The organism is Hominenteromicrobium sp., assembly GCF_046974225.1.
Taxonomy (GTDB): Bacteria; Bacillota; Clostridia; order Oscillospirales; family Acutalibacteraceae; genus Hominenteromicrobium; species Hominenteromicrobium mulieris.
The window spans coordinates 12,333-34,067 of the sequence record NZ_JBKWAE010000020.1 but is presented as its reverse complement, the minus strand read 5'-3'; the positions used below and the strand labels follow the sequence as shown (position 1 = coordinate 34,067).

Here is a 21,735-nt window from a genome sequence, read left to right as displayed (position 1 = left end):
CCGCGTAGGCGATACTGTCCTGCACAAGGCGTTCGGCACGGGTCTCATCGTTTCCGCCACGCCGATGGCGAACGATACGCTGCTCGAAGTCGCGTTTGACAAAGTCGGCACCAAAAAGCTGTTTGCAAACTTCGCAAGACTGACAAAAGTATAAAAAGAGTAAGCCGTGCACCCGTTTTCAAAGTGCACGGCTTATATTATTCAAATGCGGTTCTAATTTTGTCTGCCGCAGCCACAGCCGCAGTCGCTCGCTTTCGGCGGGAAAAATTCGTCGGTCGGGAAATCAATCTTGCGGAACAGCTCGCAGGGATTGTCGCCAGAGGTGACGCATTCCTTATCCGGAATGCAGAAATCAAACGCGGGAATGAGCATCTGCACATTCCGCACAATCTGCACGATGGTAAACAGGCCGATCGTCACGTATACGGTGTTTTTCTGCTCTACCGTTTCAAACGCGCCGCCGTAACGGCTTGCAATGCAGTCCGGGATCACGCAGCAGGGCTCGCAGCCGCAGCGGCAGTGCTCGCAAAGCTTTGCGGAAAGCGCCACCGGCTGTGCGACCTGCACAGTCGCCTTGGGTAAGACCTTATTGCCCTGTAAATCGGCTTCGTCACGGCAGCTCTCGCTTGTAAACATCTTCACGTTGCCCTCACTGCCGTAGAGAATGACCTTCTTATTGAAAATTGAAATACCGCTTACGCGTTCGCAGCCCACTGTCGCGCCGCCGTACAGCTCCAAAGATACGTCAAAGAAAAACGTGAGATCAATGGAATAATACCCGCGGTTAAAGGGGATCGGCTGCATATCAATGTACACAGAGATTACATCAACGTCCCGCACCCGCACATTAGCGGAAGCGTCCACAACGGGCTGCACCGAGGCGGGAAACAGCACACGTAAATCCTCTAAGCAGTCTTTATCAAAGCATTGCGCAAGCTATAAGTACAGGCAATGTAAAAAAACCTCGAGGGTAAACCCTTTTGGTTGAACGCCTTTTTGCTTGTTATATACGATCTTATCGATGATGGATTTCAGTAGTTGGTTCTTCGTGTTGAAATCGGCGGTGGGGTAGGCGTCGAACACGGCTTCAATGTTGGCACGCATTTTTTCGAGGTCGAGCTGTTGGGGCGGGACAAGGTTCTTACGGTCATCTTCCAGCGCCGATATGCGGCTGAGCAAGGCGCCGCGTCGCTCGTTGAACACCTCGATGGTGTACACGCCCTGTTCCACCAGATCGTACAGGCGGCCGAGCTGCTGATGTGCCGTGCCGATCTCGGCATCTATGGACTTCGCCATGGCTGCGTAGTCGATTTTGCTTTTCTGCTGCTTCTGCTCCGCGTTGGCGCAGAGCTTATCAAACTCCTTTTGGATTTCCAGCAGAACGGCTTGCTCGACGTATTCGAGCTTGCTGGACACGATGCACCCGGGCACTTGGCAGCCGAGCAAGGGCCCTCCGGCAGACTGGATTGCAATGCGCTGCAAAGGCCGCCCGCAGTTTCCACAAAGTACGAGACCGGCTAAGGGGTTTATGCGCTTGCCGGTGTTTGCAGGTGGGTGATAGTGCCCTGCAAGGATCCGCTGTACGGCTTCAAACTGTTCGTTGTCGATAATCGCCGGGTGCAGTCCGTCAACAACAGTCCACTTTTCAGGGGCGTTGTAGATCGTGAGGTGATGCTCGTTTCCGCGCTGTCCGGGGCGCACGCACGTCTTTCGGTTCCAGACGATCTTCCCTCGGTACACGTCGTTTTTGAGTATCTTGAGCACCGTGGAGCGCGCGAAATGCTCGCCGCGGCGCGGCCTTGCACCGAGCCGGTCGATCGTCGTTGCGATGGTCGCCGTACCCATGCCGCTTTGGTAGAGGTCGAAAATCATGTGGATAAACTTCGCTTCGGCTTCATTGATCTTCAGTGAGGGCGTTTTACCGATTTTTGTCTTGTCGTAGCCATACGGTGCGTTCGCGATATAGCCGCCGTTTTCGATCGTCGCGTTCAATCCGCGGCGCAGGCGCTTTTTGATCATCTTGTATTCCTGCCGCCCCATAAAGCTCTCGAATTCGGTGTAGGTCTCGTCCATATCGTTCGAGAGGTCGTAGGTGCGCGTGGGGGTGATGATCTTCGTGTCAGACCACTTGAATGCGTCTAAGATCATGCCCTGGTCCTGCATGGAACCGCGCCCGAGGCGCTGTATATCCACGCACAGAACGCCGGTGTATGTGCCCGCTTCGACGGCCTCGAGCAGACGCAGCATTTGCGGACGCGCGTAAAGGCTGTCGCCGGAGACGACTTCTTCAAAAACGTCTTCGTCCTGCACGGCGATGTCGTGCTGTTGCATGTATTTTTCGAGCATCTGGCGGTGGCGCTGCAAGGTCACCTCCAGCGGCTCGGACGTATCATCCGCACGGCTTTTGCGCAGATATATCGCGTATCTCATTGTTTATGTACCTCCTGTTTTTATCCCGCTCTATTATATGCGGCTATTTCTATCCACGTCCTATTTCTATCCACGCTCTCAAAAGAGAACGACTAATTTTGGGCATAAAAATGCCCGGGCTATTGCTTTTGCCCGGGTCAGGTGGTACAATATAGTTTGTTCAGGACTTATATTGTCCACCGGGGTGACCCGGGCGGCCTCGCTGGTGTTGGTAGCACCGGCGGGGCTTTTTCTATTTACTAATCTTCGTCCTCATCGTCGTCTGAAATGTCATCGGTATAGATAACGTCGGAAGACTGGGACTGACGGTATTCTTCGGCGATCATGGTGCGGTTGAATTCGGCAGTGGGCTCAATCTCCTGCACCAATTTTTCGAGCTCATCGATGGAAGCATAGAAGAACTCTTTGCGGCGGTTGACTTTGTTCACGCGCTTGCTGTTGAGCATCTCATGCAACTTTGCTTCGAGACCGACGGCATCGTTCGAGAAGATAAAGCTATGCACGTCAAATTTAAACGGTACGCTTGCGCTGCCCAACTCATCGATACGATCTTGCGGTTCAAGGCGGCGTGTCATGCCGATTTTAAACATGTTCTCACCAAACGAACCGAGGTTGCTGATAATATACACGTTGCCGGCGCGGCCGTTTGCGAGAGAAGCAATTCTTTCTTTCTGCACGGCGACATCGGAAAGCTGTGCCTGCAACTCCAAAATGCGTGCCTGTAATTTCTCTTTTTCAACATCGTTCGCGGTTTCAGCCTGCGCAAAGAGCTTTTCAATCTCGTTCTGATACTTCTTTTCTTCAGCTTCGACTTTCTTCTTTTCCACTTCGAGAGCCTTACGCTCCTCGGCTTCCTGTCGCATCTGTTCGCGCAAAGCAAGTTGCTCCTGGCGTGCCTGTTCTTTCTTGACGTAGTAGTTATACTCGATTTTTACAGCATTGCAAAAGAGGTATTCCAATTCACCGATAAATTTTGTGAGCGTTCCGGCAATGGATTGATTACCGTCTGACGCAATTTGCAAATACTTAGCCGTCATTGACCGCACGTTCTCGAGCGCTTTATCCAGCTTTTCATATTTCAAATCAGTCAGAATGTTCTGCAATTCAGCACGAAGCGCAATGGTCATCAGCTTATAAATAGCTTGGTTTGCCTTTGTGGTGTAGCGTTGTGCGTATCGCTGCATGACGCTTTCAATTTGACGGTCGTTCTCTCGGTAGGCTTTGCGCAGGGACTGCACGTCCATGCTGTGCAGCTTGAGAATGACCGACGGGGCGAGCTCATCAGCTTCTTTTAAATTCACGTCCGGGATTTTGCAATTATACGGGGAAATGTCAAATGTCGTGAAGTTTTCAACACAGGACATTACGGCTTTGTAAAGTTCCTTGCTTTTGCGCAGGCGCTGATTTGCACTCTGGAGTTGTTTTTCCGTTTTGGAGAGAGAATTCGTGGTCTCGGCTAAATCCGCATTTGCTGTTTCATAGCGCTTTGCAAGATTATCCAGTTCGATTTCATGCTGACCGATCTGCTTTTGCACTTCTACGCATTTCTGCTGCACCTGTTCATAGGTTTCGCAGCCGAGATCATGCAGTTTCTTATCCAGAAAAGCATTTTTCTGTATCAAGAAATTATTCTGCAACTTTAATGCTTCGTTTTCCTGCCGGATTTTACCAGCGCGAAAAATATCAAGTAAACCCATAAAATATACCTCTCTTATTCATTTTTGATTAAAACCAATGCGTAAAACCGACGGCGAGCCCTTCAATGGCTACGTCTTCTAAGTCGGAGAGTGAATAGGTGAGCGGGGGATAGCTTGCGTTTGCAGGCTGGAGTACCATTGTATTTCCGTTGATATACACGCGCTTTAAGGTCGCTTCTCCGTTGATACGCACAGCGGCAATTTGTCCGTTTTCTACGGTCGGTTGCTTACGAATATACACGGCGTCGCCGTTCTTAATGCCGGCATCAACCATGCTGTCCCCCTCACACAGCAACGCGAAGTCTACTTGACGGTCAACGGGTACATCTATATAGCCTTCGAGGTTTTCTTCAGCCGTGATCGGCGTACCGCAGGCAATGCGCCCAACGAGCGGAACTTTGTATGTTTTCGGCAGCGGAATGAAGCCGGGCGGGATAGGGGAGCTTGAAACATCCCAACCCATGATCCATTCGGGCTGAACTCCTAAAGCTTTAGCAATGAGTTCTACCTTATCGGAAGGAATATTGGAAACCAGACCACTTTCGTATTTATATACGGTTTGCTTGCTCTCGCCTATCATGTCAGCTAAAGCAACTTGCGTGATGCCGAGCTCTTCGCGTCTGGCTTTGATACGTTCTCCTTTGGTCAATTTAATTCACCTCCTGTTTGACTTCATTATATCACGAAAAAGTTACAAGTCAAGAAAAAAATATCTTGACAAGTTACTTTGCGCGTGCTATACTCAAGGTAACCTAAAAAGATACTAAAAGAGGTGATACAAAAAATGATCCAGACTGACGAACTGCGCGGCATCATTACCAAGCGCAATATGTCGCAGGCGAGTGTAGCAAAAGCTATTGGTATTACGCCTAAAACATTCTATGGGAAGATGAAAAAAGGCGTTTTCGGCAGTGATGAAATCGATAAGATGATTTCGCTGCTTAAAATTCAAAACCCAGCCGAAATTTTTTTTGCACGCGGGTAACTCTAAAAGATACCGAATTATGGTAAAGAGTGAGAGGAGGGGAGGAAGTGAACTTAGACTTGATTGACTCGGTATTAAATATGCCGAGTGGAGAGGAGAAAGAAGGTAAACATTGAAAACTTGTCTGTGGATACTTATCCTTGTTGCGATACTCTCAATCGTTTTGATCGGGAAAGGAAAAAGAGTGGCTATGGCTATTTACAGCGTCGGTGTGATTTGTCTATTTGTGCTTGCGTATCTCGCAATTCACGGCTCATTTGCCTAAGCGCATATACAGCATAATTCCAAGGAGACTCGCCGTTGAAACACACGTTGCGTACGCCGAGTAAAGCTTCTTCGGTTTTTTCATCGCAGAGTATTAAAGCACGGTTAAGGAGCGAAATCAATTTTATTCGATCATATCCGTTCCCGTTGCTATCTACCAAGCGGGATAACTCGGATGCTAAAGCTAAATAAGCCTGCTGCTTTTCCGGGTATACCAGTTTCATTTTTTCGATTGATATATCCAATTTATGGCGGCGGTTTTCGAGCAAGCCAGTTACACAGCTTGTTATAACCGGTGCAATGATTGCAGCGATTGCAGCAATTAAAGCCACCAAAGTTGCACTGTCGAGTTCCATGATTACACCTACTTTCATTTTTTTATTATTGTAACGTCAACTCGACAAATTTGCAACCCGCCCCGCAGCCTTGCCCCATGCCGCCCGGAACTTACCTCCCATGATTTCATTTTGTTTGCGCCGAAGTGATTATTTTCTTGTCATTGAACGGGCGGCAGGTGGGAGGGCTGCGGGATATGGACAAACCGACACCGCATAAAAAGAAAAGAGGTGATTTTCATGAAAGAAACGACTGCGAAGAAAGCCCCTAAAATACGCAAGGAGCGCGACCTCGGCACGCCGACGGTGATTGTACGATACTTAGACGAGACACCGGAGCAGGTGGCGCAGAACCGCAGATGCGTGGAAGCGGCGCTGGACATGATGTGGCGTAAAACTTATGGCCTGCATCTGACAAACTTTGACTGGGGCGAGAAGCCGGAAGGTTACGGCAGAACCCGCGTGACCCACCCGAAGATTTAGATTCTGGAAGGAAGTGTAAAGCATGATTTTAGTCAAGCTGCTCGGCTTTGCGATGCTGATCAGGACGGTCGTGGGGTCCGTGCTCGGGCTCCAGATCGTCATTGATCGGCTCATCTCCGCGCAGCGCAGGAAAAGAAAAGCCGCACGGTCGTGCGGGAATATCGTGAACATCAATGCGTACAGAAAAAGAAAGGAAAGAAACGCATGAACCTGTATTACAAAGTAGAAGCCGCCTTCGACGGCATGGCGGACGCGTTGAAAGCGGCGATGAACGTCGCGGATAACAGCGAAGAAACGGAGCTGTACAGCGACCTCGCCGACGATCTCGCGGATTTGCGAGACGACACCCAGAGACTTTACGAAAAGCTCATTCAAAAGAAAAATGCCGCTTCGGCTGTTGCAGCAGTCGAAACGGCGAAAGAGTCGGATAAACACTCTGATTTGAGTATAGACAGAATTCTTGAGAATGTCAAGGGGTCTTTCTTGCTTGCAGAGCAAAACCCGGACGGCGGCGTCGACGTAACCGCGAATATTAAACTCGGAGATGATTTAACTGCTGTGTACGGCGCGGTCGTATCCGTAATTTATTACATGGCTCAGAAGCAAAAGCTTTCGACCGATAAGCTGACAGAAATCGAAAATAAGGCCAGAAACCACGCCATTCGCCGCGTGCTCAAGGAGGAGTTTTAACATGACAAAGCGTACAACTGTAAAAGACAGTCGTGAACGAGGTGTTGAAGAAATGATGAAGATCAATAAGCTCGAAATTGAGAACGTGAAGCGCGTCAAGGCCGTGAAGATTGAGCCGTCCGAAAACGGACTGACCATCATCGGCGGACGCAACAACCAGGGCAAGACTTCTGTGCTGGACAGCATCGCCTGGGCACTGGGCGGCGACCGCTACCGCCCGTCGCAGGCCGTAAGAGAGGGTTCGGTAATCCCGCCGCACTTACATATCGTCATGAGTAACGGACTTGAGGTGGAACGCAAGGGTAAAAACAGCGACCTCAAAGTCACGGACCCGACCGGCAAGCGCGCCGGACAGCAGCTCCTAAATGAGTTTGTGGAAGAACTTGCGATTGATCTGCCGAAATTTATGGAAGCGTCTTCGCGCGAGAAAGCTGAAGTGCTTTTGAAGATCATCGGCGTAGGCCCGCAGCTCAAAGAGCTCGAGGTGCAGGAAAACGACCTCTACAATCGCCGCCGTGCAATCGGGCAGATTGCCGACCAGAAAGCGAAGTTTGCGAAAGAAATGCCGTATTACCCGGATGCACCGAAGGAACCGATTTCCGCAAGCGAGCTCATCCGGGCACAGCAAGAGATTCTCGCGAAAAACGGTGAGAACCATCGTAAACGCATGAATGTCACTTTAATCAGTGAAGAACATAAACGCTTGACAAAGAAAGTAGAAAACCTGCGCGCAGAGCTTGCAACATACAGTCAGCAGCTTGCAAAGACCGAACGTGACTTGGAATGTGCGCTGAAAAGCGCGGAAAATCTGCACGATGAATCGACCGCAGAGCTCGAGCAGAATATCCGCGACATCGAGGTCATCAACGAAAAGGTGCGCACGAACCTCAATAAAGAGAAGGCCGAGGAAGATGCGGACGCGCACCGCGCCGAGTACGATACCATGACCGCAAAGCTGAACGACGTGCGGCAGAAAAAGATTGACCTGCTGAAAAACGCGTCGCTGCCTTTGCCGGGCTTATCCGTGGAAAACGGCGAACTGACGTACAACGGGCACCGATGGGACAGCATGAGCGGCAGTGAGCAGCTCAAGGTCTCGACCGCGATTGTACGCAAACTGAACCCGAACTGCGGGTTTGTGCTCATCGATAAGCTTGAACAGATGGACCCGGAGACCTTACAGGACTTCGGCACATGGCTCGAGCAGGAGGGCTTGCAGGCGATCGCGACGCGTGTCAGCACCGGCGGCGAGTGCTCGATCATCATTGAAGACGGCTATGTCAAGGGCGAAGTGCCGCAGAAAAAAGAATGGAAGGCAGGAGAATTCTAATGAATATCACATCTGGCAAAATCGAATCGGCGAAAAAAGTCGTCATTTACGGACCGGAGGGCATCGGTAAATCGACTTTTGCCGCGCAGTTCCCGAACCCGCTGTTCATCGACACCGAGGGCAGCACGAAATATATGGACGTGCGCCGCATGGACAAGCCCACAAGCTGGGAGATGCTGCGGCAGGAGCTTACATACGTCAAGCAGAACCCGCAGGTGTGCGGCACGCTCATCATCGATACGATCGACTGGGCGGAACAGCTTTGCATCGACGATATTTGCAGCCGATACCAGAAGAAGGGCATCGAAGATTTCGGCTACGGAAACGGCTATGTATACGAAAAAGAGGAATTCGGGCGGTTCCTCAACAGTCTTGAAGAAATCGTACAGGCGGGCGTACATGTTGTGCTGACCGCGCACGCACAGATGCGCAAATTTGAACAGCCGGACGAAATGGGGGCGTATGACCGCTACGAGATGAAGCTCGGCAAGAAGACCGGCAGCCAGATCTCGCCGCTCGTCAAAGAATGGGCGGACATGGTGCTGTTCGCGAACTACAAGACGTTCGCCGTGCAGACGGACGACAAAGGGCAGAAGTTCAAGGCACAGGGCGGCAAGCGCGTCATGTATACGTCTCACCACCCGTGCTGGGACGCGAAGAACCGTTTCGGTCTGGCGGATGAACTGCCGTTTGAATACGCGCAGATCGCGCAGTGCATCGGCGGCAAGCCGATGCAGGCAGCCGTACCGACAAACGCAGAGCCGGTGCAGCAGATGAACGCCGTATTAGACGAGACACCGACAGAAGAAGCGTACAGCATTCCGTCTTACGTGCCGAAAGCACTTGCAGACCTCATGCGCCCGGAGCATGTAACCGCAGAGGAAATTCAAATGGCGATTGGGCAGAAGGGCTATTATCCCGAAGACACACCGATCTCGAGCTATGACCCTGCGTTCGTGCAGGGCGTGCTGATCGGCGCATGGCCGAAAGTATTTTCAGTAATCCGCAGCAACAGAGATTTACCGTTTGACGTATAAGGAGAAACAGATCATGGCAAACACAACGAACGAAAGAGCAATGGACTGGGAAGACACCATAGAAAACGAAAGTAATTTCAGAATTATTCCGGAGGGCGATTACAGCTTTACCGTAAGCAAACTGACCCGCGCACGGTATAACGGCGGTGCTAAAATCGGACCCTGCCCGAAGGCGATCTTAGACCTTGACGTGGTGACGCCCGAGGGCGTAGTCACCGTGCAGCACAACCTTTTGCTGCACACGCGCTGCGAGGGCTTGCTGTGCGCGTTCTTCACCTGCATCGGGCAGCGCAAGCACGGGCAGCCGCTCAAGATGAACTGGGCTGCCGTACCCGGTGCACGCGGCCGTGCACATATCGGTGTCCGCAAATGGATAGGTGAGAAGGACAACCAAGAACACGAATCGAACGAGATAACGCGCTTTTTAGACCCGGAAACGGCACCCGCCGCGCCGACACCGAGCTTTACACCGGGTGACTTCTGATGGAGCTGAGACCATATCAGCAGGAGGCAAGGCAGGCAGTTGAAAATGAGTGGGCGTGCGGCGTGGATCGCACGCTGCTTGTTTTGCCGACCGGCTGCGGAAAAACGATTGTCTTTGCAAAGATCGCCGAGGACAGCGTGCGGGACGGCGACCGCGTGCTGATTCTGGCACACAGAGGGGAGCTGCTTGAACAGGCCGCGGACAAGATTCGCACGGCAACAGGGCTTTTGTGCGCGACGGAAAAAGCGCAGGAGAGCTGCCTCGGCAGTTGGTACCGCATCGTCGTGGGGTCCGTACAAACCCTGATGCGCGAAAAACGCCTTGCGGGGTTCGACTACGACTATTTTGACAAGATCATCATCGATGAGGCGCACCACTGCATTTCGGACAGCTACCGGCGCGTACTGGACCATTTCAGCACCGCAAAGGTGCTCGGCGTGACGGCAACGCCGGACAGAGGAGACATGAAGAATTTAGGCGCGGTGTTTCAGTCACTCGCCTATGAATATACGCTGCCGAAAGCGATCAAGGAGGGCTACCTCACGCCGATCAAGGCGCTGACCGTGCCGCTGAAGCTCGACCTTTCCGGTGTATCGGTGCAGGCGGGCGACTACAAAGCCGCCGACCTCGGCACGGCGCTTGACCCGTATTTATACGGCATTGCGGACGAGATGATGAAGTATTGCAGAGACCGCAAAACGGTCGTATTCCTGCCGCTTGTGAAGACCTCGCAGAAGTTCCGGGATATTCTGAACGAGCGTGGTTTTTGTGCGGCAGAGGTCAACGGTGAGAGCACAGACCGCGCGGAGATACTGGAACAGTTTGACCGCGGCGATTATAACGTGCTGTGCAACAGTATGCTCTTGACCGAAGGTTGGGACTGCCCGAGCGTAGACTGTGTAGTGGTGCTGCGTCCGACGAAGGTGCGCAGCTTATACAGCCAGATGGTGGGCAGGGGCACGCGATTATTCCCCGGCAAAGACCACCTGCTTTTACTGGATTTTCTCTGGCACACGGAACGCCACGAGCTTTGCCACCCGGCGAACCTCATCTGCGAAAATGAAGAAGTCGCGCAGCAGATGACGCGCAACATGGAAGAAGCCGCAGGTGCGCCGGTTGACCTTGAAGAAGCGGAGAAAGCGGCATCCGAGGACGTTGTAGCGCAGCGCGAAGAAGCACTCGCAAAGCAGCTTAACGAGATGCGCAGCCGCAAGAAAAGGCTTGTGGATCCGCTGCAATTTGAAATGTCCATTCAAGCGGAAGACCTTTCCGGCTATGTGCCGGCGTTCGGGTGGGAGATGTCGCCGCCGAGCGAAAAGCAAATCTCGGCGCTTCAAAAGTTCGGCATTTTCCCCGATGAGATCGGCAACGCAGGCAAGGCGGCGAAGATCCTCGATAAGCTCGAAAAGCGCCGCACGGCAGGACTGACGACGCCAAAGCAAATACGATTCCTCGAGGGGCGCGGATTTCAGCACGTGGGCACATGGTCGTTCGAGACCGCCCGCGGCATGATCGACCGCATCGCCGCAAACAACTGGCGCACGCCGTACGGCATTGACCCGAAAAGCTTCAGACCAGAGGCGTAAACCGGAGGCGTAAATGGAGTATAACAACGAGAACCTCTTGGAGCTGCTTGACTATATCGACCCCGCTCTGCTCGATTATACGGATTGGACAGGCATCGGCATGGCGCTCAAGGACGCGGGGTACAAGGCTTCGGACTGGGATGCCTGGAGCCGCCGAGATTTAAAGCGGTATCATCCGGGCGAATGTGAGCGCAAATGGGACACGTTTACGGGTACAGGCATCACCGCCGGGACGCTCGTCAAAATGGCGCTGGATAACGGCTACAAGCCCGCAAAAGCAGACCATGAGCTCGATTGGAACGACACGATCGACCGTCATGATGAATTTGTTGTGGTGGACAAGAACTGGATTGAAGCGCAGGACATTCACGAGCCGGAAAAGTGGAAGCCTGCCGCCGAGCTGATACGGTATCTCGAAACGCTGTTTGACAGCACGGACACGGTGGGCTATGTCACCGAGAGCTGGGAGAAAGACGGCAAGTACATGCCGAAAAGCGGCAGCTACACGCAAACGGCAGGCGAATTATGCAGCGCGCTGTATAAGTGCGGCGACGACCTCGGTGCGGTGCTTGGCGACTATAACCCCGCCGTCGGTGCGTGGATCCGCTTCAATCCCTTAGACGGCAAGGGTGTGAAAAACGAGAATATCACGGAATACCGCTATGCGCTTGTTGAATCCGACAGCATGGATATCGCGAGCCAGAACGCCGTCATACGTGAATTGGAGCTGCCGGTCGCCTGCCTTGTGTACAGCGGCGGCAAGAGTCTGCACGCGATTGTGCGCGTTGATGCGGGCAGCTATGAGGAATACCGCGCACGCGTCGATTATCTCTACAAGGTCTGTGCAAAAAACGGACTGGACATCGATAAGCAAAACCGCAATCCTTCACGACTTTCGCGTATGCCCGGCGTGGTGCGCGGTAAGCACAAGCAGTTTTTGGTCGATACGAACATCGGCAAAAGCTCGTTTGAAGAATGGCGTGACTGGATTGAGAGCGTCAACGACGATCTGCCGGACGAAGAAAACCTTTCAACATTCTTTGACGACCTGCCGGCGCTTGCGCCGCCGCTTATTGAAGGCGTGCTGCGGCAGGGGCACAAGATGCTCGTGGCGGGCCCCAGTAAGGCGGGCAAATCGTATTTGCTCATCGAGCTGTGCTGCTGCATCGCGGAGGGGAAGCCGTGGCTTTCGTTTCCCTGCACGGCGGGACGCGTGCTATACGTAAACCTTGAGTTAGACCGTGCGTCCTGCCTGCATCGCTTCCGCGACGTTTACACGGCGCTCGGCTTTGCGCCGGAGCATATCGACCGCATCGACATCTGGAACCTGCGCGGGCGCAGCGTACCGATGGACAAGCTCGCGCCGAAACTTATTCGCCGCGCCGCAAAAAAGAGCTACATGGCGATTGTCATTGACCCGATTTACAAGGTCATCACCGGCGACGAGAACAGCGCCGACCAGATGGCGCATTTCTGCAACCAGTTCGACAAGGTGTGCACGGAGCTCGGCTGCGCCGTGATCTACTGCCACCACCATTCAAAAGGTGGGCAGGGTGGCAAAAAGAGCATGGACCGTGCGTCCGGCTCCGGCGTATTTGCGCGCGATCCGGATGCGCTTATCGACCTTATCGAGCTGGAGCTGACCGACGGCATCAAGGAGCAGCAGGAGAACCGCGCGGTGTGCGCCGTGTGCCTCGACTGGCTGACGCGCTACCGCAAGGCGGACGAAGCCGGAGACGATGACCGACTGAGCGCGACGCAGATGATGGCGCTGTGCAAAAAGCACCTGCGGGAAGCGTCATACAACTTAATGCTCGGCGATGTGTCAAGGGCGCGTACGGCTGCAAATGCAAAGTCCGCATGGCGTGTCGAAGGCACGCTGCGCGAGTTTCCGCGCTTCGCGCCGAAGAACTTTTGGTTCGATTATCCGATCCACCGGGCAGACGAAACGGGCATCCTGCTCGACCTGCAAGCCGAAAACGCCACGCCGAAGGGCACCGGCTGGAAGCAGAATTTCGGACGCAAGAAGACCCCGCAGGAGCGCAAAAAGGAACGTGAAGCATCGCTCGACACGGCGTTTGAAGCGGTGGGGGAGGGCGGCAAGGCGAGCGTTAAGGAGCTCTCCGAATACCTCGGCGTAAGCGAAAAAACGGTGCGTAATTACCTTAAAGACAGCAAAGATTTTGAGCTTTCGGACGGCGAAGTGAGTAAGACAGGGAAAGGAAAATATCGGTAGGGAAAGCTTTCCCTGTACTTTCTCTCAAGGCTCGGAAAGAAGGAAAATATCGATATTTTCCCTTTCTCTCAAACGCTTTTTAAGGCTCCCGACGGAAGGAAAAAGTCGAGTAATTTTCCTTTCCTTTCCGAGAGAAGGAAAAAGTATATATACTACGTATATATATCCGTTTCACTTTCTCTCACGGTCAAGGGGTGAAGAAGTGTGGGGGTCATGAGGTTCCCCCACACGACTTCTTCCCCTACCCTTGACGAAAGCAAATTTTCTTCAAAAGCAAAAATTCAGCAATTTAACGAGGTGAAGCAAAATGATATTGGAGTTTTTTGTACCGATGGTGCCGCCGACGGTGACGCATCAGGAGAAGCGCGTGAACTGGTCGGCACGAAAGTTCTACGAGGACGATAAACTGAAAGCCGCCAGACAGAAGCTCGCCGCTTACATCGGCAGGCACAGACCCGAAAGCCCGATCACAGGCAGCGTACGGCTGACGACGAAATGGTGCTTCCCGAACGGCAGACATGCGGACGGAGAGTACCGCACATCGAAGCCCGACACGGACAACCTGCAAAAGCTGCTCAAAGACGTTATGACACAGCAGGGGTTCTGGAAAGACGACGCGCTGGTGGCGTCCGAGATCACCGAAAAGTTTTGGGCGAAGATTCCGGGCATCTACATCCGCATTGAGGAGCTGTGATGGAGCTGCGGGAAGTTAAGCGACACATGAACCGCACGGTGCAGTACAGCGGCAGCGCTTACGAGCTGACGGCGATCATCTTCCGCAGAGACCGTAAGACCGGCAGTGACTTTTACCAGGCAGAATTAACCGACAAGAAAAATGACGGCTCCGTGTTGATCTGCGGGCTGGAGCAAATTGAAAGCGAGGGAAAGCCATGAACCTGACCTGCTGCCCGAGGGGGTGCCCGCAGCGTTCGGTGAGCTGCCACAACGGGTGCCAGACGTACATGCGTTACAAGCTGATGCGGCTGCTGATGAACAAACAGCGCATGAAGGCTGTGGATGAAGTAGGCTTCCACCGTGATGTGCGACAGGCGGTGAAAAGAAAACATGAAAGGAAGATCAGACGTGAACACTGAAGAACGCAAGAAAGTTTTAGATGCCTTGACTTCGGGCGAATGGGTCGAAACCAAATCGGTGTGCGATGCACTGAATATTACTTTCGCGCAAGGTATGAGAATTTTTTCGTTCAGCCGAACGGTAAAGTGGAGTTCTCCGCCGGCAAACGGACAGGATATTACGACAAAATTCAGAGTAAGGAAGTAGGAGAGAAAGTTATGAAGAATAAAATCATCTTGGTCGTGCTCGTAATCGCGGCGACGCTCACGGAGTGCATCGTGATGCGCAAGTCGCGGGAGTACGACGCAGCGGACAATATCGCCGGGCTTAAGCGCTGCGTGAAAGCTATGGTGGTGCTTGGCTTTGTGGGCATCGCCGCGGCGGTGGCGTTTGTGGCGATGTAAGTGGCGATGTAAAAGGAGGAACAAGCGATGACGGAAAATTGCATTGAAAAAAATAAACGGCTCAACACCGGCAACAAAATTGCCAGTTTCCGAGTAAAACAAAGTATGCCATATGAATTTAAGGTGAATTATGCGCGCATAAGAGCATGGGAATTCTATAATGAATGTGGAAAAAGGGACTTGGATTGCTATGTTTCAGTAGGGGGACTTGACAGTATCACACTGTTCTTCTTCTTGAAATCAATAGGAATAGATGTGCCAGCGGTATCAGTCTCTTCGCTCGAAGATGTTAGTATCCAAAAAATTCACAAACAGATTGGAGTTATCTCACTACCACCAGCAGTTAGAACTGATGGTACGCGATGGAATAAGCAAAAACTAATTCAAGAATTTGGTTTCCCTGTACTCTCCAAGGAAATCGCCCGTAAAATTGAATTGCTTCAAAACCCAACTCCCAATAATAAAACCATAAGGCATGCAATTGTTACAGGCGAAACTGGTGAATATGGTGGATTTCAAAAGCATTCAAAAATGAAACTTGCGCAGAAGTGGCTCGAAAAATTCGGCGGATTAGAAAATGAAGAAGAAGGCGTGAATTATCAAATTGCATCGTTTAAAGTCTCCTCGAAGTGTTGCTATTACCTCAAGGAAAAACCGTGCTCTGATTGGGCTAAAGAGCACAATTGTGTACCGTATTTAGGGCTGATGGCATCCGAAGGCGGAAGACGTGAGAAGTCTTTAATGCTAAATGGCTGTAACTACTTTGGAAAGGGAACCATTCGTTCAGCACCATTTGCAATTTTTAATAGACAGGATTTATTACAGTTGGCACTTGATTTAAAGGTCCCTGTCCCTGAGATTTATGGAAGCATACTGAAGGATGAAGATGGTCATTTGTATACTTCTGGAGAGCAGCGAACCGGATGCTCGATGTGTGGATTTGGAATTCAGCTCGAAAAACGGCCTCATCGATTCGATCGGCTACGGGAACGGAACTACAAAGAATGGGATTTTTGGATGAATAGGTGTTGCTTTGATGAAAACGGAACACCGTATGGCTGGGGAAAAGTTTTAGATTATCTCGGAATTGGGTGGCGAGATATTCCGGAAGCAGAGTTCGCGCCGGAGCAGATGACGCTAAAAATCAATGATGGAGGCAGGCAATGACAAAAGAACTTTTGGAGCAATACCCGGACATCTGTGCGGAGATCGAGGAGCTGAAGGCGAAGGACGGTGCGGCGGTCAGCGACGTGGTGCAGGCAAGCGCGGATGAGTTCCCGTTCAACCTGCACAGCATTACCGTGCAGGGAATGCCGAACCCGAAACACGCAGAACGCATTCGGGAACTTGAAGTGCAAAAGGCGGAGGTCGAAGCGTTTGTGGGCAGGCTTGCCTACCGCCCTCAGAAGCTCGCCCGATGTGTCATGAAGCACGGGACGAGGTGGAAGGTCATTATGCGTGAGATGGGCGGTTACAAGTCGCCAGAAGCGCTGCGAAAAGAATTTTCGAGAATTTTCAAAAAAATTTGAGATTTGTCCGCTTTGTCCGTTTTGTCCGCCTATAATGATAATTGAGGAAGTCTACAAGGAGCACCTGCGCATTTGCGTGGGTGCTTTTCTTATGCCCGAAACCGAAAGGAGGGGTGCACGTGAAAAGAGAATACCGGGTGTGCCCGAGGGGCTGCAAATGCGTTTGGGCGGAATGCTTAGACGGCACATGCTTCTGTATGCTCTCTGTGTGCCCCTACGCGGCGATTTCGGACGGTGCGAGGGTAGTTTCTCCTATTGAGAGTGAAAACGCAGCAGAGGGCCGCATAGACGATTTAACAAACAGGTGCGAAGATGAGTAATCCGCGATATGCGAACGGTACACTGCGCAGGAAACACCGTGCCAGACTGAAAGCCATGGGCGCGCCATGCGGGATATGTAAAGGGCGGTTCGGTCCGATACATTACGATGAGCCGAGCGACGCGCAGCACCCGCTTTCGTTTGTAGTCGATGAAATTAAACCCGTAGCACGTTGGCGCGAATTTGGCTACGCTTCGGCACGAGCTGCGGCAGAGGATTGGGACAACTTGCAGGCAGCGCATTATTTTTGCAATCAGCAGAAGGGCGCAAAAGTAGGAAATCCATTTGAAGAAAAGAAAGAGAAAAAGATATACCCAAAAATCAGTGACGGAAACTGGTAAGTTTGCTGAGGATGGGGAGAGTACCCCTGCACCCGTACAGGCGACCCGATGCCGTCCAGCGCCGATTTACACACAGGGTATTTTTGAAAGGGGTGGCAGCGGCATGAAAATGAAAAGCATCACGGCAAAGGGCAGCCGGATAGAGCAGCTCAAGGAGCTTGCAAAAGTGCTCGCCGCCGCGATCGATGCGTGCATAGACCCGAAGGCGCTTCCGGCTATGGCGAAGCAGTACCGGGAAACGATACGGGAGATCGAAGAAATAGAGGGGGTGAGCGCCGATGGCGACGAGATCAGCGAAATCCTCACGAACCGCGAAGCCGATGGGAAGCCAGGAGCCGTCCGAAAGAATCGCGCCTGAGTATGCGACGAGCGACAGCATGGACGCGGTGAAGCTGCTGCGCGTTGGCGGCACGGTGCTCGACCCATGGCAAAGCGACATCATGGATGATTGGCTCGGCCGCACACCATCCGGCAAATGGGCAGCGCCCACAGCAGGCGGCAGCGTTCCGCGCCAGAACGGCAAATCGCTTTTGGTACAAGGGCGCGCGGAAGTCGGCATGCTGATGTTCAACGAGACCGTGATCTACACGGCGCACCTCCAGAAGACTGCGACGGAGACGTTTGAGGAAATGCGCGATTTTTTCGAGCACCCGAAGCTTCGGCGGTATGTTGCCGAGATCAAAACGGCGCTCGGACGCGAACAGATTGTGCTGAAAAGCGGTGCGCGCATCAAGTTCCTGGCGCGAACCCGCAACGGCGGCCGAGGCCAGCACGGGGACCTTTTGATCTTTGACGAGGCCCAGGAGTTGGACGAGACTGCGCAAGGCTCGTTTCTGCCGGCGATTTCCGCAAGCTTGAATCCGCAAACGGTTTACGTCGGCACGCCGCCGGGGCCTGATGCCGTGGGCACGGTATTCCGCAATTTGCGTCAACGTGCATTGGACGGTGAGGCGAAACGTGCAGCATGGTTTGAATTTTCCGTGCCGGAGATTGGCGACGTGACAGACCCGAAGCGTTGGGCGGCAACAAATCCCGCACTCGGGCGGCGCATCCAGTTTTCGACCATTGAGGGCGAAGCGGAGCAGCTGGACCCGGATACATTTGCAAGAGAACGCCTGGGCTGGTGGAGCCCAGTGGCGGCAGAAAATTTGGATTATGCCATTGACCGCAGGGCGTGGGAAGCCTGCGCGAGTAATGAGGAAAAGCCCGAAGGCAAAACCGCCTACGGCGTGAAATTTGCTGCGGACGGCTCGGCGGTGTGTTTATGCGGCGCGGTGATCCCAAAGGAGGGACCGGCACGCGTGTCGCTCATCGAGATGCAGCCCTCGGGGCGCGGACTTGTTTGGCTGGTGGACTGGCTTTCCGCCCGGTACGACCGCGCGAGCTGCGTTGTCATCGACGGGCGCAACGGTGTAGATGTGCTGGTTGAGCGCATCAAGGGCGTTTGGCGAGCGAAAAACGCCGTCATACGCCCGGGCGTGAAAGACGTGCTCGCGGCGGTGGGACTGTTTACGAACGCCGTGAACGAAAACACGCTGGCATGGTACAAGCCGCAGGAAGCGTTGAACGAAAGCGCCGTGACGGCGGTCAAGCGTCCGATCGGCGGAGGATACGGCTTCGGTGGCGAGAACAGCTTACCCGTGGAAGCCTGCGCCCTGGCACTCTGGGGTGCGAAGACCTGCAAGCGAGACCCGACGCGGAAAATGAGGATTGGATAGAGGTGAGACGATGATAACTTTGAATATCGGCACGGTGCCGGGCTTGAGCGCAGACGAACAGCAGAAGCTCATCGAGCTGCAAAACGTGTTTGCCTATCACCAGGACAAGAACGACACGAAAGACAAATATTACGAAGGACATATCGAGCTTAGCGACGTGAACCTCGGAATCGCTTTGCCGCAGGGGTTGAACAAGCTGAAGGTCGGATGCAACTGGGGACAGAAAGCCGTGGATGTGCTCGCCGCGCGCAGTATGTTCGACGGATTTGTCGGCACGGCGGGCAGCTTGGACGGGCTCAGTAAGCTTGTGCAGGATAACAGGCTCATCGCGGAGTACGGCAAGGCGTGCCGCGACGAGCTTCTATACGGCTGCGTGTTCGCGACGCTTTCCGCCGATGCAGACATCGGCTGCAAGATACGGTTTCATTCGCCTGCGACCGCCGCAGCTCTCTGGAACGGCGAAAAGGGGCGCATCGACTGCGGGCTTGCCATTATCGATACGATACCGGACGAGGAATACAGCAACGAGTGGGTGCCGAAGCTCGTCAACATGTACACAGCCGATGCGGTACTGGTGCTGCACCGTGAGCACGACGGCTGGCGTGTGCAGCGTATGATGCACCGCATGGGTCGCCCGCTGATGGAGCCGATGATCTGGAGTGCGACGAGCGGCAAGCCGTTCGGGCGCTCTCGGCTGAAAAAGCCCATTCGCACTTTGATTGACGATTATATCCGCACTGTGGCGAATGCAACGATCGCGCTTGAGTTTGACACGACCCCGCAGAAGTACATTTTGGGCGTGACGGACGACCAGTATGACGCGATTGTATCGGATAAATTCAAACAGTACGTGGGCAGCTTGCTTGCCGCAACCAGTAATCCCGAGACCGGCGAAAACCCGGTATTCGGGCAGCTTGCGCAGGGCAGTCTTTCGCCCCATGTGGAAAAGATGCGCATGACCGCCACGCAGTTTGCGGCGGCGACCGGCTTGACCGTGACGGATGTCGGCATCATCAACGACGCGAACCCCACGAGCAGCGACGCGATTTTGGCGCAGAGCCAGACGCTCGTTTTGCTCGCCCAGCAGCTCAACACCGGCAACGGCGACGCGCTGCGGACGATCGCGTGCATGGCGCAGGCCATTGCGCAGAATAAGACGCTTGACGAGCTGACGGAAGAAGAAAGCGGCATCATGGCGCACTTTAAAAATCCGGCGATGCCGAGTGTGGCAGTAACGGCGGACGCAGCGATCAAAATTGCGTCGGCGCGGCAGGAGTTCGCTTCCACTGACACGTTTCTGGAAATGATCGGCTTTGACCAGGCAGACATCCGGCGTATCAAGTCACAGGAACAGCGCGTGCGCGGACAGCAGCTTTTAATGGAGCTTAATGATGAAGCAGATACCGTCGAAAGCATGGCTTAGTTACATAGGCAAGCTGCGTCGGTTAAACACCACGGTTGCAAACTGTATGCAGGCGTATGTAGATCAGTACGGCGTTTCTGACAGCCAGAAGCTTATAGATGTTGCGTATGGGCTTGTGACAAAGTACGGCGAAGGCAGCGCAGCGCTTGCGAGCGAAATGTATGACGCGCTCGCAGAGCTTCAGGGCGCGCACATGCCTGCGGCAGAGCCCGCAGAAACCGCCGAGTACGGCGAAGTGGCGCGCATGGTCAACGCGACAAAAACCAGCACGCCGCAGCTCAAAAGCGGGGTGAGCCGCCTTGTAAAGCGTGCCGGAGCCGACACGATGCTGATAAACGCTTTGCGCGACGGCGCCGAATTTGCATGGGTGCCGAGCGGCGACACCTGCGCGTTCTGCATGACGCTGGCCTCCCGTGGGTGGCAGCGGGCGAGTAAGAAAGCCATAAAAAACGGGCACGCAGAGCATATCCACGCGAATTGCGACTGTACATACGCTATTCGGTTTGACCCGGAGGTAAACGTGGAGGGCTACGACCCTGACGCATACCTCAAGGCTTACCGCGATGCCGGCAGCGACGTGAACGAGCTGAGGCGCATCCACTACGCCGAAAACCGCGAGCGCATCAATGCCCAGAAAAGGGCGGCGTATGCGGAGCAGCATCGTCGAAAGACAGGTGAGCAAGGTCAAGAGATCATTGACAAGCCGACTTACAATAAGCTGACAAAGGACTTCTTGAGCCATGGCGGTCTTATTATTCGAGGCGAAGAAGCGGTAAAGCATCTTGAAAAGCAGGGGGCATACGCCTCCTATTTTATGGGCGGAAATTTTGCTTTTATTCGTGATGATGCAACCGTATCGGATGTGCTGGAAGAAATGTATCATGCTTTGCAGGATCGTAAAAATATGTTTGCGGAGTATTCTCAAGAGGAAATGTTAATTCGCAGAGAAATCGATGCGCAAAAGTACTTGATTTCCGTTGCTGAAAGATATAAAATACCGATAGAGGAAACAAATGTTACCAAGCAAAACCTTGCAAATTATGAAGAACGATTGAAAGAACGTCTTAACGGTAAGGAGGGTCAAAAAGAATGAAAAAAGAATACAAAATCATTGATGACTTTCAAGCCGGTCCTACGGACATTCGCGTACTTGTTCTTGACAGGGATTATGAATTCCTACCTGTAGCAGAAAGAGGAATTGCAATTATCGACGGCGTGGAATATCCGTTTCAGTTGAATTCCATTCCATGTTGGGCGACGATCAAAAGCCATGACAGTTTTACAGGAAAAACCGTAGAGTTTTGCTGAACGTAAAAATCAAACACAGTTGATAAAGCAGCTTGGCGCTTATGCGCCAGGCTGCTTTTTTC

28 protein-coding genes are annotated in these 21,735 nt (G+C 53.0%); 23 read left to right on the top strand and 5 right to left on the bottom strand.

Translation table 11 applies throughout. From position 1 onward, the window contains the following. On the top strand, positions 1-154 hold a 154-nt coding region (locus tag ACLTX1_RS11910; protein ID WP_412331018.1), incomplete at its 5' end, for a hypothetical protein. 59 nt (positions 155-213) lie between these two features. On the opposite strand, the gene ACLTX1_RS11905 is transcribed toward ACLTX1_RS11910, so the two are convergent. From ACLTX1_RS11905 to ACLTX1_RS11890, 4 genes are all read right to left on the bottom strand, one after another. Next, entirely contained in the window at positions 214-894 is a 681-nt protein-coding gene (locus ACLTX1_RS11905; RefSeq protein ID WP_412266226.1) for a hypothetical protein, read from the bottom strand. 42 nt (positions 895-936) lie between these two features. After that, positions 937-2,430 carry a recombinase family protein gene (locus tag ACLTX1_RS11900; RefSeq protein ID WP_412331017.1) on the bottom strand — a complete coding sequence of 498 codons (1,494 nt, stop codon included), beginning with the start codon at positions 2,428-2,430 and terminating at the stop codon, positions 937-939. 239 nt (positions 2,431-2,669) lie between these two features. Continuing rightward, positions 2,670-4,127, bottom strand: a complete 1,458-nt coding sequence (locus tag ACLTX1_RS11895) for a GIY-YIG nuclease family protein (protein ID WP_412331016.1) — start codon at positions 4,125-4,127, stop codon at positions 2,670-2,672. A 28-nt stretch (positions 4,128-4,155) separates the two neighbouring features. Then, the gene (locus ACLTX1_RS11890) at positions 4,156-4,776 is read right to left on the bottom strand and encodes a LexA family protein (protein ID WP_412331015.1); all 621 of its coding nucleotides are present in this window, start codon (positions 4,774-4,776) and stop codon (positions 4,156-4,158) included. A gap of 135 nt (positions 4,777-4,911) precedes the next feature. Between ACLTX1_RS11890 and ACLTX1_RS11885 the strand changes: the two genes are divergently transcribed. Further along, positions 4,912-5,112, top strand: coding sequence for a helix-turn-helix domain-containing protein (locus ACLTX1_RS11885; RefSeq protein ID WP_412331014.1), 201 nt, complete (start codon positions 4,912-4,914; stop codon positions 5,110-5,112). A gap of 194 nt (positions 5,113-5,306) precedes the next feature. Here the strand turns inward: ACLTX1_RS11885 and ACLTX1_RS11880 are convergent, their stop codons facing one another. Next, positions 5,307-5,732, bottom strand: a complete 426-nt coding sequence (locus ACLTX1_RS11880; protein ID WP_412331013.1) for a hypothetical protein — start codon at positions 5,730-5,732, stop codon at positions 5,307-5,309. 219 nt (positions 5,733-5,951) lie between these two features. Between ACLTX1_RS11880 and ACLTX1_RS11875 the strand changes: the two genes are divergently transcribed. The 21 genes from ACLTX1_RS11875 to ACLTX1_RS11775 all read left to right on the top strand — a co-directional run bounded on the left by ACLTX1_RS11875 (position 5,952) and on the right by ACLTX1_RS11775 (position 21,673). Next, positions 5,952-6,194, top strand: coding sequence for a hypothetical protein (locus tag ACLTX1_RS11875; protein WP_412331012.1), 243 nt, complete (start codon positions 5,952-5,954; stop codon positions 6,192-6,194). Positions 6,195-6,216: 22 nt separating this feature from the next. Further along, a complete protein-coding gene (locus ACLTX1_RS11870) occupies positions 6,217-6,402 on the top strand; it encodes a hypothetical protein (RefSeq protein ID WP_412331011.1) in 186 nt (61 codons plus the stop codon). Then, entirely contained in the window at positions 6,399-6,884 is a 486-nt protein-coding gene (locus tag ACLTX1_RS11865; RefSeq protein ID WP_412331010.1) for a hypothetical protein, read from the top strand. The genes ACLTX1_RS11870 and ACLTX1_RS11865 overlap by 4 nt, the downstream gene beginning before the upstream one ends. A 1-nt stretch (position 6,885) precedes the next feature. Then, positions 6,886-8,214 (top strand): AAA family ATPase, encoded by a 1,329-nt coding sequence (locus ACLTX1_RS11860; protein WP_412331009.1) that lies wholly within the window; start codon positions 6,886-6,888, stop codon positions 8,212-8,214. Next, complete coding sequence (locus ACLTX1_RS11855) at positions 8,214-9,251, top strand: ATP-binding protein (RefSeq protein WP_412331008.1); 1,038 nt, start codon at positions 8,214-8,216, stop codon at positions 9,249-9,251. Before ACLTX1_RS11860 ends, ACLTX1_RS11855 begins: the two co-directional genes overlap by 1 nt. 13 nt (positions 9,252-9,264) lie before the next feature. After that, positions 9,265-9,735, top strand: a complete 471-nt coding sequence (locus ACLTX1_RS11850) for a DUF669 domain-containing protein (protein ID WP_412331007.1) — start codon at positions 9,265-9,267, stop codon at positions 9,733-9,735. Further along, the gene (locus tag ACLTX1_RS11845) at positions 9,735-11,321 is read left to right on the top strand and encodes a DEAD/DEAH box helicase (protein WP_412331006.1); all 1,587 of its coding nucleotides are present in this window, start codon (positions 9,735-9,737) and stop codon (positions 11,319-11,321) included. Before ACLTX1_RS11850 ends, ACLTX1_RS11845 begins: the two co-directional genes overlap by 1 nt. A gap of 13 nt (positions 11,322-11,334) precedes the next feature. Further along, positions 11,335-13,557: an AAA family ATPase gene (locus ACLTX1_RS11840; protein WP_412331005.1), complete on the top strand. Its 2,223-nt coding sequence runs from the start codon at positions 11,335-11,337 to the stop codon at positions 13,555-13,557. Positions 13,558-13,864: 307 nt separating this feature from the next. Beyond that, the gene (locus tag ACLTX1_RS11835) at positions 13,865-14,251 is read left to right on the top strand and encodes a RusA family crossover junction endodeoxyribonuclease (RefSeq protein WP_412331004.1); all 387 of its coding nucleotides are present in this window, start codon (positions 13,865-13,867) and stop codon (positions 14,249-14,251) included. After that, on the top strand, positions 14,251-14,451 hold the full coding sequence (locus ACLTX1_RS11830) for a hypothetical protein (RefSeq protein ID WP_343284357.1): 201 nt from the start codon (positions 14,251-14,253) through the stop codon (positions 14,449-14,451). The genes ACLTX1_RS11835 and ACLTX1_RS11830 overlap by 1 nt, the downstream gene beginning before the upstream one ends. A gap of 68 nt (positions 14,452-14,519) precedes the next feature. Continuing rightward, entirely contained in the window at positions 14,520-14,651 is a 132-nt protein-coding gene (locus ACLTX1_RS11825) for a hypothetical protein (protein ID WP_412331003.1), read from the top strand. After that, complete coding sequence (locus ACLTX1_RS11820; protein WP_412331002.1) at positions 14,641-14,838, top strand: hypothetical protein; 198 nt, start codon at positions 14,641-14,643, stop codon at positions 14,836-14,838. Before ACLTX1_RS11825 ends, ACLTX1_RS11820 begins: the two co-directional genes overlap by 11 nt. Before the next feature lie 11 nt (positions 14,839-14,849). Continuing rightward, complete coding sequence (locus tag ACLTX1_RS11815; RefSeq protein WP_412331001.1) at positions 14,850-15,035, top strand: hypothetical protein; 186 nt, start codon at positions 14,850-14,852, stop codon at positions 15,033-15,035. A 27-nt stretch (positions 15,036-15,062) separates the two neighbouring features. Then, positions 15,063-16,202 carry a hypothetical protein gene (locus tag ACLTX1_RS11810; RefSeq protein ID WP_412331000.1) on the top strand — a complete coding sequence of 380 codons (1,140 nt, stop codon included), beginning with the start codon at positions 15,063-15,065 and terminating at the stop codon, positions 16,200-16,202. Next, positions 16,199-16,564 (top strand): SANT/Myb-like DNA-binding domain-containing protein, encoded by a 366-nt coding sequence (locus ACLTX1_RS11805; protein ID WP_412330999.1) that lies wholly within the window; start codon positions 16,199-16,201, stop codon positions 16,562-16,564. Before ACLTX1_RS11810 ends, ACLTX1_RS11805 begins: the two co-directional genes overlap by 4 nt. Positions 16,565-16,876: 312 nt before the next feature. Then, the gene (locus tag ACLTX1_RS11800; protein WP_412330998.1) at positions 16,877-17,224 is read left to right on the top strand and encodes an HNH endonuclease signature motif containing protein; all 348 of its coding nucleotides are present in this window, start codon (positions 16,877-16,879) and stop codon (positions 17,222-17,224) included. A 103-nt stretch (positions 17,225-17,327) separates the two neighbouring features. Then, a complete protein-coding gene (locus tag ACLTX1_RS11795) occupies positions 17,328-17,582 on the top strand; it encodes a hypothetical protein (RefSeq protein WP_412330997.1) in 255 nt (84 codons plus the stop codon). Beyond that, the gene (locus ACLTX1_RS11790; RefSeq protein WP_412330996.1) at positions 17,503-18,942 is read left to right on the top strand and encodes a hypothetical protein; all 1,440 of its coding nucleotides are present in this window, start codon (positions 17,503-17,505) and stop codon (positions 18,940-18,942) included. The genes ACLTX1_RS11795 and ACLTX1_RS11790 overlap by 80 nt, the downstream gene beginning before the upstream one ends. Positions 18,943-18,952: 10 nt before the next feature. Next, positions 18,953-20,365: a hypothetical protein gene (locus tag ACLTX1_RS11785; RefSeq protein WP_412330995.1), complete on the top strand. Its 1,413-nt coding sequence runs from the start codon at positions 18,953-18,955 to the stop codon at positions 20,363-20,365. Then, on the top strand, positions 20,331-21,458 hold the full coding sequence (locus tag ACLTX1_RS11780; RefSeq protein WP_412330994.1) for a hypothetical protein: 1,128 nt from the start codon (positions 20,331-20,333) through the stop codon (positions 21,456-21,458). The genes ACLTX1_RS11785 and ACLTX1_RS11780 overlap by 35 nt, the downstream gene beginning before the upstream one ends. Then, positions 21,455-21,673 carry a hypothetical protein gene (locus tag ACLTX1_RS11775; RefSeq protein ID WP_412278479.1) on the top strand — a complete coding sequence of 73 codons (219 nt, stop codon included), beginning with the start codon at positions 21,455-21,457 and terminating at the stop codon, positions 21,671-21,673. Before ACLTX1_RS11780 ends, ACLTX1_RS11775 begins: the two co-directional genes overlap by 4 nt. Positions 21,674-21,735: the final 62 nt, after the last annotated feature.